General features: G+C 73.3%; 16 protein-coding genes and 1 tRNA gene. 10 read left to right on the forward strand and 7 right to left on the reverse strand.

The genetic code is table 11. From position 1 onward, the window contains the following. Nucleotides 1–735: 735 nt before the first annotated feature. The 4 genes from L3X23_RS22395 to L3X23_RS22410 all read right to left on the reverse strand — a co-directional run bounded on the left by L3X23_RS22395 (nt 736) and on the right by L3X23_RS22410 (nt 3,037). Nucleotides 736–996: a hypothetical protein gene (locus L3X23_RS22395; RefSeq protein ID WP_237194274.1), complete on the reverse strand. Its 261-nt coding sequence runs from the start codon at nt 994–996 to the stop codon at nt 736–738. 93 nt (nt 997–1,089) lie between these two features. Continuing rightward, nucleotides 1,090–1,542 (reverse strand): MarR family winged helix-turn-helix transcriptional regulator, encoded by a 453-nt coding sequence (locus L3X23_RS22400; protein ID WP_237194276.1) that lies wholly within the window; start codon nt 1,540–1,542, stop codon nt 1,090–1,092. A 69-nt stretch (nt 1,543–1,611) separates the two neighbouring features. Then, nucleotides 1,612–2,577 (reverse strand): iron-siderophore ABC transporter substrate-binding protein, encoded by a 966-nt coding sequence (locus L3X23_RS22405; RefSeq protein WP_237194277.1) that lies wholly within the window; start codon nt 2,575–2,577, stop codon nt 1,612–1,614. 25 nt (nt 2,578–2,602) lie between these two features. After that, on the reverse strand, nt 2,603–3,037 hold the full coding sequence (locus L3X23_RS22410) for a Fur family transcriptional regulator (RefSeq protein ID WP_237194278.1): 435 nt from the start codon (nt 3,035–3,037) through the stop codon (nt 2,603–2,605). A gap of 92 nt (nt 3,038–3,129) precedes the next feature. Between L3X23_RS22410 and L3X23_RS22415 the strand changes: the two genes are divergently transcribed. From L3X23_RS22415 to L3X23_RS22455, 9 genes are all read left to right on the forward strand, one after another. Continuing rightward, a complete protein-coding gene (locus L3X23_RS22415; RefSeq protein ID WP_237194279.1) occupies nt 3,130–3,627 on the forward strand; it encodes a Dps family protein in 498 nt (165 codons plus the stop codon). A 155-nt stretch (nt 3,628–3,782) separates the two neighbouring features. Beyond that, nucleotides 3,783–4,127, forward strand: coding sequence for a YciI family protein (locus L3X23_RS22420; protein WP_237194280.1), 345 nt, complete (start codon nt 3,783–3,785; stop codon nt 4,125–4,127). After that, nucleotides 4,124–5,278 (forward strand): RNA polymerase sigma factor, encoded by a 1,155-nt coding sequence (locus L3X23_RS22425; protein ID WP_237194281.1) that lies wholly within the window; start codon nt 4,124–4,126, stop codon nt 5,276–5,278. Before L3X23_RS22420 ends, L3X23_RS22425 begins: the two co-directional genes overlap by 4 nt. A gap of 302 nt (nt 5,279–5,580) precedes the next feature. After that, nucleotides 5,581–7,437: a hypothetical protein gene (locus L3X23_RS22430; protein ID WP_237194282.1), complete on the forward strand. Its 1,857-nt coding sequence runs from the start codon at nt 5,581–5,583 to the stop codon at nt 7,435–7,437. A 62-nt stretch (nt 7,438–7,499) separates the two neighbouring features. Continuing rightward, complete coding sequence (locus L3X23_RS22435; protein ID WP_374205001.1) at nt 7,500–8,222, forward strand: class I SAM-dependent methyltransferase; 723 nt, start codon at nt 7,500–7,502, stop codon at nt 8,220–8,222. A gap of 60 nt (nt 8,223–8,282) precedes the next feature. Next, a complete protein-coding gene (locus tag L3X23_RS22440; protein ID WP_237194284.1) occupies nt 8,283–8,963 on the forward strand; it encodes a class I SAM-dependent methyltransferase in 681 nt (226 codons plus the stop codon). After that, nucleotides 8,960–9,478 (forward strand): GNAT family N-acetyltransferase, encoded by a 519-nt coding sequence (locus tag L3X23_RS22445; protein ID WP_237194286.1) that lies wholly within the window; start codon nt 8,960–8,962, stop codon nt 9,476–9,478. Before L3X23_RS22440 ends, L3X23_RS22445 begins: the two co-directional genes overlap by 4 nt. Nucleotides 9,479–9,483: 5 nt before the next feature. Continuing rightward, a complete protein-coding gene (locus L3X23_RS22450; protein ID WP_237194289.1) occupies nt 9,484–10,527 on the forward strand; it encodes a DNA cytosine methyltransferase in 1,044 nt (347 codons plus the stop codon). A 36-nt stretch (nt 10,528–10,563) separates the two neighbouring features. After that, nucleotides 10,564–10,636 (forward strand) — tRNA-Gly (locus tag L3X23_RS22455). Nucleotide 10,637: 1 nt separating this feature from the next. On the opposite strand, the gene L3X23_RS22460 is transcribed toward L3X23_RS22455, so the two are convergent. Then, the gene (locus L3X23_RS22460; RefSeq protein ID WP_237194291.1) at nt 10,638–11,216 is read right to left on the reverse strand and encodes a TetR/AcrR family transcriptional regulator; all 579 of its coding nucleotides are present in this window, start codon (nt 11,214–11,216) and stop codon (nt 10,638–10,640) included. Between the two features lie 105 nt (nt 11,217–11,321). Between L3X23_RS22460 and L3X23_RS22465 the strand changes: the two genes are divergently transcribed. Beyond that, on the forward strand, nt 11,322–13,982 hold the full coding sequence (locus L3X23_RS22465; RefSeq protein WP_237194294.1) for a glucosidase: 2,661 nt from the start codon (nt 11,322–11,324) through the stop codon (nt 13,980–13,982). A 17-nt stretch (nt 13,983–13,999) separates the two neighbouring features. On the opposite strand, the gene L3X23_RS22470 is transcribed toward L3X23_RS22465, so the two are convergent. After that, nucleotides 14,000–14,404, reverse strand: coding sequence for a nuclear transport factor 2 family protein (locus L3X23_RS22470; RefSeq protein ID WP_237194296.1), 405 nt, complete (start codon nt 14,402–14,404; stop codon nt 14,000–14,002). A gap of 16 nt (nt 14,405–14,420) precedes the next feature. Beyond that, a complete protein-coding gene (locus L3X23_RS22475) occupies nt 14,421–15,065 on the reverse strand; it encodes an antibiotic biosynthesis monooxygenase (protein ID WP_237194298.1) in 645 nt (214 codons plus the stop codon). Between the last annotated feature and the right edge of the window lie 84 nt (nt 15,066–15,149).

Genomic DNA, 15,149 nt, shown 5'->3' on the forward strand with positions numbered 1-15,149 from the left:
TCGTCGCTGACAACGAGAAAGTTACGCGGTGGGGTCGGGGTGGGTCAAATCGGGGTCCGCAGCGGTGTTGCGCGCCCGTTTCCGCAGGTGAGCGGCCTACAGTGCGCGTCGGAGCCAGGTTAACGGCAGATTTCGGGGATCATGACGGCGGTCACACTTCGCGCCCCCGACTTGCGTGGCGCGGTCTCGGCCAGGTCACGGACGGCGGCCGCGACCCCTCTCAACTGCGACGACGGGTCCCCGGCGCGACCCGCGTGCCCGCCTGCCCGCGACGCGGCCCCTTCTCTCGCGGGAGGCGGCCCGACTTCGCGACATCGCGATCCCCCGACGCGTCGTCGCAGGCAGCGAGCCTGCGACCACCCGTTCGGGCGTGCATCTCCGGCCCGATTCGCGCGTTGTACGCACTGAGCGCCTCTCACCGGAGTGCCGCGAACGCGGGGGCGAAGCAATTCCGCGGCCTACGGTGGGAGGCGCTCTTTCCTGCCCGGTGCAGGCCCCGCTCGACGTCAGGCCCCGGTCGTCGACCCGGGACGCACGATCACGAGCACGGCGACCACCGCCCAGAGCAGGGGCGGACACCCCGGTGCTCATCGGCAGCGTCCGGATCGCCCGCGCGGTCTCCGGACCACGCTTCCCTCCAGGGCGGAGAGCGCGGCCGCCCGTCCCGGCAGCACACGGAGCCCGAGCAGCAGGGCGGCCACCAGGGTCGGCGCGGTCGAGACCACGAGCCACGGGTCACCCGGGAGACCCATGGCCGCGCCCGCCGCGAACCCGAAGACCGATACCCGACGCCCCGAGCACCGCGTAGACCCGGCTGATCCGGTGCAGCACCCGCACGACGGCCACCGATCGGCTGCCGTCCAGCGCCCCGCGGGCCGCTCGGGGGAGCATCGGGGTGGCGACGGTCACGGATCCGATGACGACGATCGCCCTGAGCACGTGGACCGACAGCAGCACCGCGGTCCTCGCAGCCCCCTTCCCGCCCCGCAGATCCACCGGGAATCCTTCAGTCCGACTGAAACCATGGATGCATCCCTCCCCCACGGGAACCGCGACAAGCATCAGTCAGGCTGAAACCAGCCCCCGGACTCAGCCGGGGCCGTCGCCCAGGCGCCCCACCATGCCGACGAGCGTGCGCGTCAGCAGCGCCCGTTCGGGACGGGGGAGGGAGGCGAGCATCACCTGCTCCACCCCGGCGACGGCCTTCTCCGCGGTGCCGAGCAGACGGCGTCCGGCGGGTGTGACGTGCAGCTCGGCCACCCGACCGCGCCCCGGCTCCCCGCGCCGCTCGACCGCACCGAGCTCCTCGAGCCGGCGCAGCGTCGCCTGCAGGCTCTGCACGGTGATCCCCGCCCGGCGGGCGAGCTCGCTGTAGGACACCCCCGGCCGACGGGCCAGGTGCCCCAGCGCGGACAGGTGCCGCATCGACAGGTCGAGGGGTTCCAGGGCGGCGTCGATCTCCTCCCGCACCCGACGGCCCAGCATCGCCAGCAGGACGGCGACCGATCCGGGACCTGTGGGCGGCGGGCCGGGAGTCGTCACCACCGCATCCTCCCGGGCAGGCCCCGCGCCGCCGACGCGGGCGTCGTCACCCCACGGGGCCCCGCGCGGTCAGCCCGCCTTGCTCACCGCCGCGGCGAGCTGGGGGACGAGGCTGTCCAGCGCGTAGGGCACGGAGAGGACGGAGTTGTAGGTCATGGCGCCGCGGGTGTCCAGGTCCGGCACGACCATGCGGCCGTCGGTCACCACCGGGAGCTGCTGGAGGACCGGGTCGGCGTCGACCGCGGCGCGGGCGGCGGGCTGGTCGGCCAGCATCACCAGCACGTCCCCGTCCATGATCCCGGCCTGCTCGGGCGCGACCTCGACGTAGAACCGCTCGCCGGTGTCGCGGGCCGCGACGGCAGGCGGCAGCGAGAACCCGAGGGCGGCCATGACCTGCCCGCGGCTGTCCCCGGGGGTGTAGGCGCCGTACTTGCCGTCGTAGGGCAGCACCGCGGTGCCGGTCCTCCCGGCGAACCCGGGGTTCGCGGCGACCGCCTCGGCGAACGCGGCGTTCGCCTGCGCGATCAGCCGCTCCCCGTCGGCCTCCCGACCCAGTGCCCGCGCGATCACACGGGTCTGGTCGTCCCGCGGGACGGCGTAGGCGACGGTCCCGACCGGGCGCGCGACGGTCGGGGCAATGGCGGAGAGTCGGTCGTAGACGTCCTGCTCGAAGCCGGCGCTGACGCCCACGATCAGGTCCGGCGCCAGCCGCGCGATCTGCTCGAGGTCCGGCTCGGTGGAGTCGAGCAGGACGGGGCTGCCCTGGACGAGCGGACGCGCCCACGGCCCCAGACCGCCCTGCTCCCCGTAGAACCCGTAGCCGGTCAGCGCCACCGGGGTGACCCCCAGGGCCAGCACCGCGTCCGCGTCGGTCACGCCGAGGGTGACGACGCGGACGGGGTCCGGGGGCACGGTCGTGCGACCGAAGACGTGCTCGATGGTCACCCCGCCCGAGCCCTGCCCGGGTTCGGGCGCGGACGCGCAGCCGGCGAGCAGGAGTCCACAGAGGAGGATGAACGGGAGGAAGCGACGCACTCCCGAAGATTAGGCGAGCCTGCCCTCAGAGGGAAGCGGCACAGGCCGCGCAGCGACCCCAGAAGACGATCTCCGCCTCGTCCGGGACGAACCCGCCGACCGACGGCGCGTCCAGGCAGGGGGCCGCGCCGATGGAGCACGGCACGTCCTGCACCGCCCCGCAGGACCGGCAGATCGCGTGGTGGTGGTTGTCCCCGGCCTGCAGCTCGAAGAGGGCGGGCGAGCCCGCCGGCTCGATGCTGCGGACCAGGCCGACCCGCCGGAGGTCTTCCAGCACGTTGTAGAGGCCCTGCCGGGAGAGCTCGGTGACCGCGCCCGGGCCCGATGCCGTGCGTGCGACCGCGGAGGCCACCTCGTTCGCCGTGACGTGCGGACGCTCCGCGAGCGCGTGCAGCACCGCGCGCCGGTGCGGCGTGCTGCGCAAGCCCCGCTCCCGGAGCAGTGCGGTCAGGTCGCTCATGCAGGTGAGGCTACCCCAATACCTTTGAAAGCGTCACTAAGTTGACGCACCTCATAGTTAGACCGAGTCAAGTGTGGGGGTACAGTGGTGTCATGACCACGACGGAGAGCAAGACCAGCGCACTGCCCAGCTTCCAGGGCGTCGTCGCCAGCCCGGACCTCGAGCGCAACCTGCAGAAGGTCCTCGTGGACCTGACCGCCCTGCACCTCGAGGGCAAGCAGGCCCACTGGAACATCGTCGGCGCGAACTTCCGCGACCTGCACCTGCAGCTCGACGAGCTGATCGACACCGCCCGCGACCACGCGGACACGATCGCCGAGCGCATGCGCGCCCTGTACGCCGTGCCGGACGGTCGCCCCACCACGGTCGCCGAGACCACGTCGCTGCCGCTGCAGCCCGCGGGCGAGATCGACACCACCGCCGCCACGAACAACATGGCGGAGCTGGCGCGCCGCACCGCCGCCACCGCCCGCGCGGTGCACGACGCGGTGGACGCCGAGGACCCCACCACCGCGGATCTGCTGCACGAGATCATCCACGACCTGGAGAAGCAGGCCTGGCTGATCGGCTCGGAGAACCGCCGGGTCTGAGTCCCCTGCACGACCGTCAGGTCTGGAGCCACCGCTCCCACCACACCGAGGGCCCCCGCCACGCGCGGGGGCCCTCGGTTTCTTCTCGGTCGCGGTGTCGAATCCACGGGCCGCGTTCGTGTAGGAGGTGTTCCCACCCCACATCGGAGGTCGTGATGGCGAAGTACCTGCTCAGCGTCTACCAGCCCGAGGGCACCCCGCCCGCGCCCGAGGAGCTCGAGAAGATCATGGCGCGGGTCGCGGCCTTCGAGGAGGACGCCAAGGCCGCGGGCGTCTGGGTGTTCTCCGGCGGGCTCGACGGCCAGGAGACCGCGACCGTCGTCCACGCCCAGGGGGACGAGGTGCTGGTGACCGACGGGCCGTTCGCCGAGGCCAAGGAGTACCTCGGCGGCCTGACGATCATCGACTGCGCCGACCTGGACGAGGCCCTGCACTGGGGGCGGCGGGCCACGCTGGCGACCACCCTGCCCATCGAGGTCCGCCCCTTCTACTGGGCATGACCTCCGAGGTCGAGCGGGTCTTCCGCGAGGAGTACGGGCGGGCCGTGTCGGTGCTGGTCCGACAGCTGGGCGACATCGACCTGGCCGAGGAGATGGTGGCCGAGGCGTTCGCCGAGGCCGTGCGGCGCTGGCCGCCGGTGCCGCCGAGCCCGGCGGGCTGGATCATCACGACCGCCCGCAACAAGGCGGTCGACCGGCACCGTCGGGAGTCCACCCGAGACGCCCGGCACGCCCAGGCCCACCTGCTCGCGGGGGACCCGCAGCCCCCCGAGGAGGTGGGTGCCGTGCAGGACGACCGGTTGCGGCTCATCTTCACCTGCTGCCACCCGGCACTGGGTCGCGCGGCGCAGGTCGCGCTGACCCTCAAGCTGCTGGGCGGGCTGAGCACGGCCGAGATCGCGGCCGCGTTCCTGGTGCCGGAGCCGACGATGGCCCAGCGGATCGTGCGGGCGAAGCGCAAGATCGCCCGGGCCCGGATCCCCTACCACGTGCCGCACGACGCCGATCTGCCCGAGCGCGTGACGTCCGTGCTCGCGGTGGTCTACCTGATCTTCAACCAGGGCGCGGCCGCGGAGGCGATCCGGCTCGGGCGCCAGCTGCTCGAGCTCATGCCGGACGAGCCCGAGGTGCGCGGCCTGCTCGCGCTGATGCTGCTCACCGAGTCCCGACGGGCGGCGCGCACCGCGGGCGGGTTCGTGCCGCTCGACCGACAGGACCGCGCGCTGTGGGACGCCGCGCTGATCGCGGAGGGCCACGCGCTGGTCCGGGAGTGCCTGCGGCGCGACCGGCCCGGCCCCTACCAGCTCCAGGCCGCGATCCAGGCCGTCCACACCGACCCGCCGACCGACTGGACGCAGGTCCTGGCCCTCTACGACCAGCTCCTCGGCCGGCTGCCGACCCCGGTCGTCGCGCTCAACCGGGCGGTCGCCGTCGCCGAGGTGCAGGGCCCCGCGGCCGCGCTCACCCTGGTCGACGGGTTGCAGCTCGGCGACTATCCGCCCTGGCACGCGGTCCGCGCCGATCTCCTGCGCAGGCTCGGCAGGCGGGCCGAGGCCGACGCGGCCTACGCCCGGGCGGCCGAGCTCGCCCCGACCGAGGGCGAACGACTCTTCCTCGAAGGCCGGATGACGTCCGGTTCCGGCGGTTCGTGAACCGGACAGGATCGTCCGGAAGCGGCGCACCGGTCGACACCCGCGCCCCGGTGGGCGTGGTGCACCCTTAACGGCCGTTCTCAGGTTGCCCCGCCACCCCGATCGTGTCCGAAGCGACATCTGCGCACACCTGACCAGGGCCGATCGGACCAAGCTGGACAAACCCGACGACCATCGCGCTCGTCCGTTCGGCCCTGTGACGTGTCGGGCATTTCGCCGCAACACGAAACGGGACGGGGGCATCCCGCGATGACACCGGCGAGCCGGTGACCGCCGGCCGGACCCGCAGGACGAGGGGACCCATGCCAGACCGTGCCGCGCCGACCGACGGGCTGCGCGCAGACCCGGGCGTCGGCTCCGGTGGCGGGCGGAGCGCGGCGGTGACGCTCCGGCCGGCCATCCCCGCTCCGCGGACGTCGGACCCCGCCCCACCTGCGTCCGACGATCGACCGACCCTGTTCCGGGACCCCGACACCGGGGCGCTGCGGGTGCGGGTGACCGACGGCCGGGCCGGGCTGCCGCGGCACGCGTCGCGGGCACTGGAGGCACCGACCGGGCCGTTCGCGACCGTGCAGACCGAGCCCATCCCGACGATCCGGGCGATCCCGGCCCCCGAGCCCACCCGGGCGCCCACGCCGCTGTTGGAGTCGGCGCGCGCCGAGCGGGCGCGCACCGTCGAGCCCGAGACCTCGGCCATCGCGGTGCAGGAGGCGTCCACCACCCCGGCGCCGCACACGGGGCGGTGGGAGCTGTGGGTGTCCGGGCTGGTGCTGGCCGCGCTCAGCGGCATGGTGCTGACCTGGCCCTTCCGCGGCGACCAGGCCGTGTTCGCGGCGATCGGGCGGCAGATCCTGCACGGCCAGACCCTGTACGTGGACCTCTGGGACGTGAAGCAGCCCGGGATCTTCCTCTGGTACGGCCTCTTCGGGTTCGGCGAGATCGGGATGCGCGCCCTGGACGTCCTCATGGCGTTCGGGTTCGGCGCCACGGTCTGGGCGCTGCTGCGCAGGCGGACCGAGTCGGCGCGGCTGCGCAGGCTGCTGCCGGTGCTGGCCACGGGCACCCTGCTGCTCGCGGCCGGACCGGGCGACTTCGGCCAGCTCGAGATGCTCTGCCTCGTCCCGGCCGTCGGGGCGTTCGCGTTCGTCGCCGCGACGCCCGGGCCCGAGATCGCCTTCCGCCGGATCGTGCTGGCCGGACTGTGCGTCGGGATCATCGGGGTGTTCAAGCTGCTGCTGGCCGCGGTGGCCGGGGTGGCGCTGCTCGTCTACCTCGGGTTCGCGCTGCGGCGGCACCGGATCGCGGCGGGCGTGGTGCTCACGGCGACCGCGTTCGTGCCCGTCCTCGCGGTGTTGGCGTGGCTCGCCGCCCAGGGTGCGTTGCGCGAGACGCTGCACGTCTGGATCGTCGAGGCGGCGCAGATGGGCGCGGCACCCGGCTCGCGCTCGCCCGCCCGCGTCGCGGAGGGACTGGGCCGCTACCTCGCGTGGATGTTCCCGGTGGTCGTCCTCGCGGCGTGGCGCTCGGCCACGGCCTGGCGCCGGCGAGACGCCCTCGACCTGGCGATGATCGCCTTCGTCCTGCTCGACGTCGTGGCCATCGCCACCCAGTTCGCCTGGTGGTACCAGTGGTACTTCGCGTCGGCGCCGCTGGTGGTGCTGGCGCTGCGGCAGCTGGACGTCGTGCGGTGGCAGCCGCGCACCGCCGTCGTCCTGGGCCTGGTCTGCCTGCCGATGCTGGCCCACGCCGGCAGCTGGGCACTGCCCACCGTGCTCGACGGTGGAGGTCTCACGGCCGCGAGCCGCGAGCGGATCGACGAGCGCGTGGCGGACTACTCCACGATCCGCGCCGAGCTCGCCGCCGCCGACGTGCAGCCCACCGACAGCCTCTACGTGCTCGGTGACCCGCTCTACAACCGGCTCTCCGGCACGCCGCTGTCCGTCCGCTTCGACGGCTGGACCTACGACCTCATGTCCGACGACCAGTGGTCCGAGGTGGCCCGCGAGGTCGCCGCCGTCCACCCCTCCGTGATCATGGTGAGCACGGACGCCGCCGGCTGGGTCACCGACCGCGGGCCGCAGGTCCGCGAGGTGTTGGACCGGGACTACGTGCAGTACCGGACCAGCGACGAGGGCACCTGGTACCGGCTGCGGTCCTAGCCCTCAGAACGTGCGCCACGCCCCGAGCCGATCGGCGAGGGGCGGGGCGCCACGGCATCATTCTGCGGGTGCGGATCGAGCCCACCGGCGTGCCTCGCGCCTTCGACGACCACGCTCCCTCCTACGACACGCTCGTCGGGCGCAACCCCGGGTACCACGAGCACCTGCGCCGCTCGGCCGAGCGGCTGCGGCCCACCGGCCCCCGGCTGCTCGACCTGGGCTGCGGAACGGGTGCCTCGACGGCGGCCCTGCTGGCCGCCCACCCGGACGCGGAGATCACCGCGGTGGACGGGTCGGCGGAGATGCTGGCGGTCGCGCGCGGGAAGCGGTGGCCGGACCGGGTGCGGTTCGTGCACTCGCGCCTCGAGGAGCTGGAGGAGCAGGGCCCGTTCGACGGGATCCTGGCCGCCTACCTCGTGCGCAACCTCGCCGACCCGGACGGCGGGCTGCGGACGATCCACGACCTGCTCGCCCCCGGCGCTCCCGTGGCCGTGCACGAGTACTCGGTCGCGGACAGCCTGCCCGCCAAGGCCGTCTGGACGGCGGTGAGCTGGGGCATCATCATCCCGATGGGCAAGCGCGCCACCGGCAGCGCCGATCTCTACCGCTACCTCTGGCGCAGCGTCCTGGACTTCGACGGCGCCGCCGCACTGAGCGCGCGGATGCGGTCGGCGGGGTTCGCGGACGTGCGGGTCGAGCCGATGACCGGCTGGCAGCGCGGGATCGTCCACACCTTCCTGGGGCAGCGGGTCGATCCGGGCGGGTCCGGTTCGTCGTCGGGGTGAACCGACTCCCCGAGGACGACCATGAGCCCGAGGGCGTGTCTCCCAGGCGAGAATCGGCCCATGGACGAGGAGATCTTCTGGCGGGTCCACGCCGGGCTGCCCCGCCAGGCGCCCGGATCGGCCGAGACGACCGCGTTGCTGCTGCGGCTCAGCGGGGTCACGCCGCGCCGGATCCTGGACCTGGGCTGCGGGACGGGGGCCTCGGCTATCCCGCTCGCGCGGCTCACCGGCGCCCACGTCACGGGGGTCGACCTGCACCAGCCGTTCCTCGACGCGCTCGCGGGCACCGGCGTCGAGCCGGTGCGGGCCTCGATGGACGACCTCCCCTTCCCCGACGGCGCGTTCGACCTCGTCTGGGCCGAGGGCTCCGCCTACCTCGTGGGCTTCGACCGGGCACTGACGTTGTGGCGCAGGCTGCTCGCACCCGGCGGCGCGATCGTGCTCACCGAGGCGGAGTGGCTCACCGACACCCCGGCGGCGGGTGCCCGCGCGTTCTGGGACGCCGGCTACCCGGGGATGCGCACCACCGCGGGGAACGTCGCCGCCGCCACGGCCGCGGGCTGGCGGGTCGCGGCCACCTACGTCCTGCCCGACTCGGACTGGGCGCAGTACTACGAGCCGCTGGCGGCGGCCCTCGCGGCCCTGGGCCCGGAGGCCGCGCCCGCCCGCGAGGAGATCGACGTCCGCACCGCGCACGGGTCCGACTACGGCTACACCGGCTACGTGTTGGTGCCCCGGTGATCCGCCGCGCCACCGCGTCCGACACCGAGCGCGTCGCCGCGATCTACGCCCCGTACGTCCGGGACACCGCGATCTCGTTCGAGGAGACGCCGCCGACCGCCGCCGACATGGCGGCACGCCTGTCCGACTCGGTCCTCTGGCTCGTGGACTGCGACGACCGCGGGGAGGTCCGGGGCTACGCCTACGCAGGCCCGCACCGCAGCCGGGCCGCCTACCGCTGGTGTGTGGACGTGAGCGTCTACCTCGACCCCGCGGCCCGGGGCCGTGGGGTCGGCCGCGCCCTCTACGAGGAGCTCCTCGGCGCCCTCACCGAACTCGGGTACACGCAGGCGTTCGCCGGGATCGCCCTGCCCAACGCGGCGTCCGAGGGGTTGCACCGGGCGCTCGGGTTCACGCTCGTCGGGACCTACCGAGCCGTCGGGTACAAGCTCGGGACCTGGTGGGACGTGGCCTGGTACCAGCGCGGACTCGCCGGCGCGGTTGCGGAGCCGCGGGAGCCCGGCCGGCTAGGCTGACCACCGTGCCCACGCTGATCGACCTCTTCGCAGGCTGCGGAGGGATGACGGCGGGGTTCGTCCGCGCGGGATTCACGCCCGTGTTCGCGGTGGAGCACGACCTGCACGCCGCCGCGACGTACGCCGCGAACTTCGGCGAGCACCACGTGCACTGGGGGGACATCGCCGAGGTGCCGGACGAGCGGATCCCGCGGGCAGACGTCGTCATCGGCGGGCCACCCTGCCAGGGCTTCTCCAACCTCGGCAGCAAGGACGTCGACGATCCCCGCAACCAGCTGTGGAAGCAGTTCCTGCGGTTCGTGCAGGTCGCGCGCCCGCAGGTGTTCGTGATCGAGAACGTGGACCGGTTCCGCAGCAGCCCCGAGTTCGCGCTGCTCCTGGACGAGGCGGCGGGCGGCATGATCGCCGACTACGAGCTCGCGCACGCCCACCTGCTCGCCGCGGACTACGGGGTGCCGCAGCGGCGGACGCGCACGATCGTGATCGGCTCGCGGATCGGGCCCGTCGACCACCCGGCGCCGACGCGGGCGCGCGGGCGGTGGCGCACCGTCCGCGAGACCATCGGCGCGCTCCCGGCCCGCACCGCCACCACCGCGCTGCCCGACGCGCGGACGTCCGTCTTCGGCGAGTCGGTGCCGGGCACGTTCAAATGGCTGGACCTGCACTTCGGGCGGACCCCGACGCCGTTGTCCCTGCAGCGCTACGCCCACATCCCGCCCGGCGGCGGCCGGTTCGACCTGCCGGACGAGCTGCTCCCCCGCTGCTGGCGGGAGAAGCGGACCGGCACCACGGACGTCATGGGGCGGATGCACTGGGACCAGCCGTCCCTGACCATCCGCACCGAGTTCTTCAAGCCGGAGAAGGGCCGCTACCTGCACCCGGACCAGGACCGGGTGGTCACGCACCTGGAAGCCGCGCTGCTGCAGGGGTTCCCGGAGGACTTCGCCTGGTGCGGCTCGAAGATCCGGATCGCGCGGCAGATCGGGAACGCCGTGCCCGTCGGGCTGGCGGCGGCGATCGCCGGGCACGTGCGCGAGCGCCTGCGCTAGCTTGCTACAGTCGACGGGCGCTCTTCGGGGCGCAGTGCGGACGTAGCGCAGCTGGTAGCGCATCACCTTGCCAAGGTGAGGGTCGCGGGTTCGAATCCCGTCGTCCGCTCTCACTCCCCCGGGCCGGTCTCCTGGAGCTCCGCGCCGAAGGCCACCGCCAGCTGGGCGTCGAAGACGGCGATCGCCGTGGCCGCGTCGAGATCCCCGGTCAGCACCTGCATCCCGAGGCCGTCGATCAGGCCGAGCAGGGCGACCGCGGTGACCACACCCCCCGGCACCTGCCCCGCGACGTAGGCCCGCATCCGCCTGCCGTTGTCCCGCAGCTCGCCCGCGGCGGCGGGATCGACCGCGGCGTGCGCCAGGAACGCCAGCGCCACGCGGCCCTCCCGCGCCCGCTCGTCGTCGAGCGGCAGGAGCTGGCGGAACAGCGCGCGCAGCAGCTCGCGCGGCGGGGTGTCCGCGGGCAGCAGGGACAGCCGCCGCTCGACCGCCGCGCCGACCCGCTCCATCGCGGCCCGCATCAGCTCGTCCTTGGTGCGGAAGTAGTGCTGCACCATCCCGGCCGACACCCCGGCCTCCGCCGCGACGTGCCGGACGCTGGCCTGCTCGATCCCACCCCGCGCGACGACGGCGAGCACCGCGTCCGCGATCACGGCCCGCCGCTCGGCGTGGTCCACCCGCTTCGGCACGCCTTCACCATACGACCGTCCTGCCATCCGAGGATGGAGCTCCGCGCCGGAAGTGGGCATAGTCGGGGTGATCGACGTGGGCTGTCTGCGGAGGGGCACGAGCCGATGGGTGCGGAACGGGAGCGGGCAGCCGGTTTCGGGCGGCTGGACCTCGGCCTGCGGCAGGCGAGCGACTGGTACCTCTGGGGCCCCTACCTGGCCGAACGGCAGTGGGGCACGGTCCGCGAGGACTACAGCCCCGACGGCGAGGCCTGGACCCACCTGCCGCACGACCACGCCCGCTCCCGCGCCTACCGGTGGGGCGAGGACGGACTGGCCGGGTTCAGCGACGTCGAGCAGCGGCTGTGCCTGGGCCTGGCCCTGTGGAACGGCCGGGACCCGATCCTCAAGGAGCGGATCTACGGGCTGACCGGCGACGAGGGCAACCACGGCGAGGACGCCAAGGAGTACTGGTGGTTCCTCGACGCGGTGCCCAGCCACGCCTGGAACCGCTGGCGCTACCACTACCCGCACGCCGCGTTCCCGTACGAGGACCTGCGGGCGACCAACGCCGCCCGCACCCGCGCCGAGCCCGAGTACGAGCTGCTCGACACCGGCGTGTTCGACGACGACCGGTACTGGGTGGTGGAGGTCGACTACGCCAAGGCGGACCCGACCGACCTGCTGATGACGGTGCGCGTCACCAACGCCGGGCCCGAGCCGGAGACCCTGCACGTGCTCCCCCAGCTCTGGTACCGCAACACCTGGTCGTGGCGGGGCGAGGAGCCGGACGAGCTCGTCGGCACCGACGACCGGGTCCGGACCACCCACCCGTTCCTCGGCGAGCTGGAGCTGACCGCCGAGCCCGCGCCGGACGAGTTCCTGTTCTGCGACAACGAGACCAACACCGACCGGCTCTACCATCGCCCCGGCCCGAGGTACCCGAAGGACGGGATCGGGGACCACGTCGTCGAGAAGGCGGCCACCGTGAACCCGGAGCGTCGGGGCAGCCGGTGCGCCGCCTGGTACCGGCTGACCGTGCCGGGCGGGGCGACCACCGAGATCCGGCTCCGGCTGCGCCCGCCGGGAGGCACTCCCACCGATGCGGATGAGGTGGTGGCGCTGCGCCGGGCCGAGGCGGACGAGTTCCACGCCGAGCTCGCGCCGGCCGCGGCGTCCGCCGACGAGGCCGCGGTGCTGCGCCAGGCGGTGGCCGGTCTGTTGTGGAGCAAGCAGCTCTACTCCTACGACGTCACCCGCTGGCTCGACGGCGACCCGGATCAGCCGCCACCGCCGCCCAGCAGACTCGGGGGGCGCAACGCCCGCTGGCGGACCTTCAACGCCTTCGACCTGATGTCCATGCCGGACACCTGGGAGTACCCCTGGTTCGCCGCCTGGGACCTGGCCTTCCACTGCGTGGCGCTGGCGCACGTCGACCCGGCCTTCGCGAAGTACCAGCTCGGCCTGCTGTGCCGGGAGTGGTTCCAGCACCCCAACGGGGCGCTGCCCGCCTACGAGTGGGACTTCGACGACGTCAACCCGCCGGTGCAGGCCTGGGCCGCGCTCGAGGTGTTCGCCCTCGACGGCGGCACGGACCTGGACTTCCTCTCCCGGGTGTTCGACAAGCTGCTGGTCAACTTCACCTGGTGGGTCAACCGTGAGGACGCCGACGGCTCGAACCTCTTCGAGGGCGGGTTCATGGGTCTGGACAACATCGGCCCCATCGACCGCTCCCACCTCCCTCCCGGCTGGCGGCTCGAGCAGGCGGACAGCACCGGGTGGATGGCGGGCTACGCCGCCGCCATGGCCACGATGGCCGCGATCCTGCACCGCTCCGGGCGGCGGCCCGCGGTGGACCTGGTGCAGAAGTTCCTGGAGCACTTCGCGCTGATCCGCGAGGCGCTCGACGGCGCCGAGCTCTGGGACGACGACGCCGGCATGTTCCACGACCGGATCACCCTGCCCGACGGCCGCTCGGCGCCGGTGCCGGTCCGCTCGGTCGTCGGGATGATCCCGATGCTGGCGGGCGGGGTAGTCGGTGAGGAGGGGCTGGACCGGTCCCTGGTCGTCGGGAAGCGGTTCGCGCGGTTCCTGCAGCGCCACGGCGTCGCCGAGCCGGACGCGCTCGCCGCCGCCGGGCTGCTGCGCGGGCCCGAGGGCGAGCGGCGCCTGCTCGTCGGCGTGGTCGACGGGCCCCGGGTGCGGCGGCTGCTCACCGCGCTGTTCGACGAGGCCGAGTTCCTCTCCCCGCACGGGCTGCGGTCGATGTCCGCCCGGCACCGCGAGCACCCCGCGGTGCTGGACGTCGGCGGCCTGCACGCCCAGGTCGACTACGAGCCCGCCGAGTCCACCGGCCCGATGTTCGGCGGCAACTCGAACTGGCGCGGACCCGTGTGGTTCCCCGTGAACGCCCTGGTGATCTCGGCCCTCGAGCGCTACCACCGCTTCTACGGCGACGAGCTGGCCGTCGAGTACCCGACCGGGTCCGGCCGCACCCTCCCCCTCGACGAGATCGCCGCGGACCTGCGGGTCCGGCTGATCTCGCTGTTCCTGCCCGGCGCGGACGGCCGCAGGCCCTGCTACGGCGCCGTGGACCGGATGCAGACCGACCCGCGCTGGCGGGAGAATGTGCAGTTCCACGAGTACTTCCACGGAGACGACGGCGCCGGGCTCGGCGCCTCCCACCAGACGGGCTGGACCGGGCTGGTCGTCGACCTGATCCGCCGCAGGCACGGCGCCGTCCTCCCCACCTCCGAGGTGCTGCAGCGGCTGGCCGCGGAGACCTGACCCGGCATCGTGGCGGGTCAGGTGCGGGGGTCGACCTCCCAGGTGCGGAGCAGGCCGTCGCGCAGCGTCCAGACCTCGGTGCCCTCGCTGCGCATGACCCTGCCGGTCCTCGTGTCGGTCCATCGGTCGCACCAGTCGACGACGAGGGCGTCGCCCTCCACGGCGCGCAGGCGCTTCTCGAGGCGCTGGTCGACCCGCTCTGCGAACCGGTGCTCGAGGAACGCCCTGATCCTCGTCCGGCCCCGGAGGACGGCGGCCGGGCCGAACCGCAGCTCGGCGTCCTCGGTGAAGCCCTGGAGGATCAGGTCGACCCGGCCCGACGCGAAGGTGAGCAGCACGCCGTCGACGATCCGCGAGGCCAGTTCGGGGGTCATCCCCGGGTGCGCCCGGGGGTCCGAGCGCGTCAGCGTGGGCGCGGTCACCGTGCGTCCTCGGGACTCAGGCGTCGACGGGCTGCCGGTCGTCCCCGACCGGCGCCGTCCCGTTCGTCGCCGCCTCGGTGTCCGGTCCGGGAACGTCGTCGAGCTGGTCGAGCGGAACGTCCTTGAACACCGCGAAACTGGACGGCTGCTCGGTCAGGTAGGGGAAGTGGAATCCGCAGTTCGGGCACTGCTCACGCAGCACCGCCTGTTCCTGAGCGAGCTCGTAGACCTTGTCCTGCAGTTCCCCGCAGGTCGGACAGATGCGCAGCAGACGCGTTCCCACCAACTCGAAGTTGGTGATGATGTCCTCCATGATGGCGCCATTGGCGGCCCACGCCTTCGCGTGCTTGTGATAGGTATCGGTGTGCCAGTCGTAGAGCGCCTTCTTGCTGGTCCAGAAGCTGCACTCGTTGAACCAGCCCGGGTCGTCGGGGTGCTCCCACCAGGTCAGGTGCAGGAATCCGGGCAGCTTCATCAGGTGGTGTCGGGTGTCGCCGAACACGACCTTGAACTTCTCGTAGGCGTCCGGGCTGGAGAACCGCACGCGTTGCATGCTCAGGTAGATCGGCACGGGCAGCGCCTTCCTCGGGTGGGATTCGGGGCGATCGTCGGGATCGAGCGGCAGATCGCGAGAACCGGATTCAGGCGGCGGCGTGACCATTCGCCGACGACCCGCGTGGGGCTATCCTGACCGCGACCTGTTGGCTCCAGAGATTAGCCGAGATCAGCGGGTCCACCAGATCCA

Origin of the sequence: Pseudonocardia sp. WMMC193 (assembly GCF_021728735.1) — a bacterium.
Classification (GTDB): Bacteria; Actinomycetota; Actinomycetes; order Mycobacteriales; family Pseudonocardiaceae; genus Pseudonocardia; species Pseudonocardia oroxyli.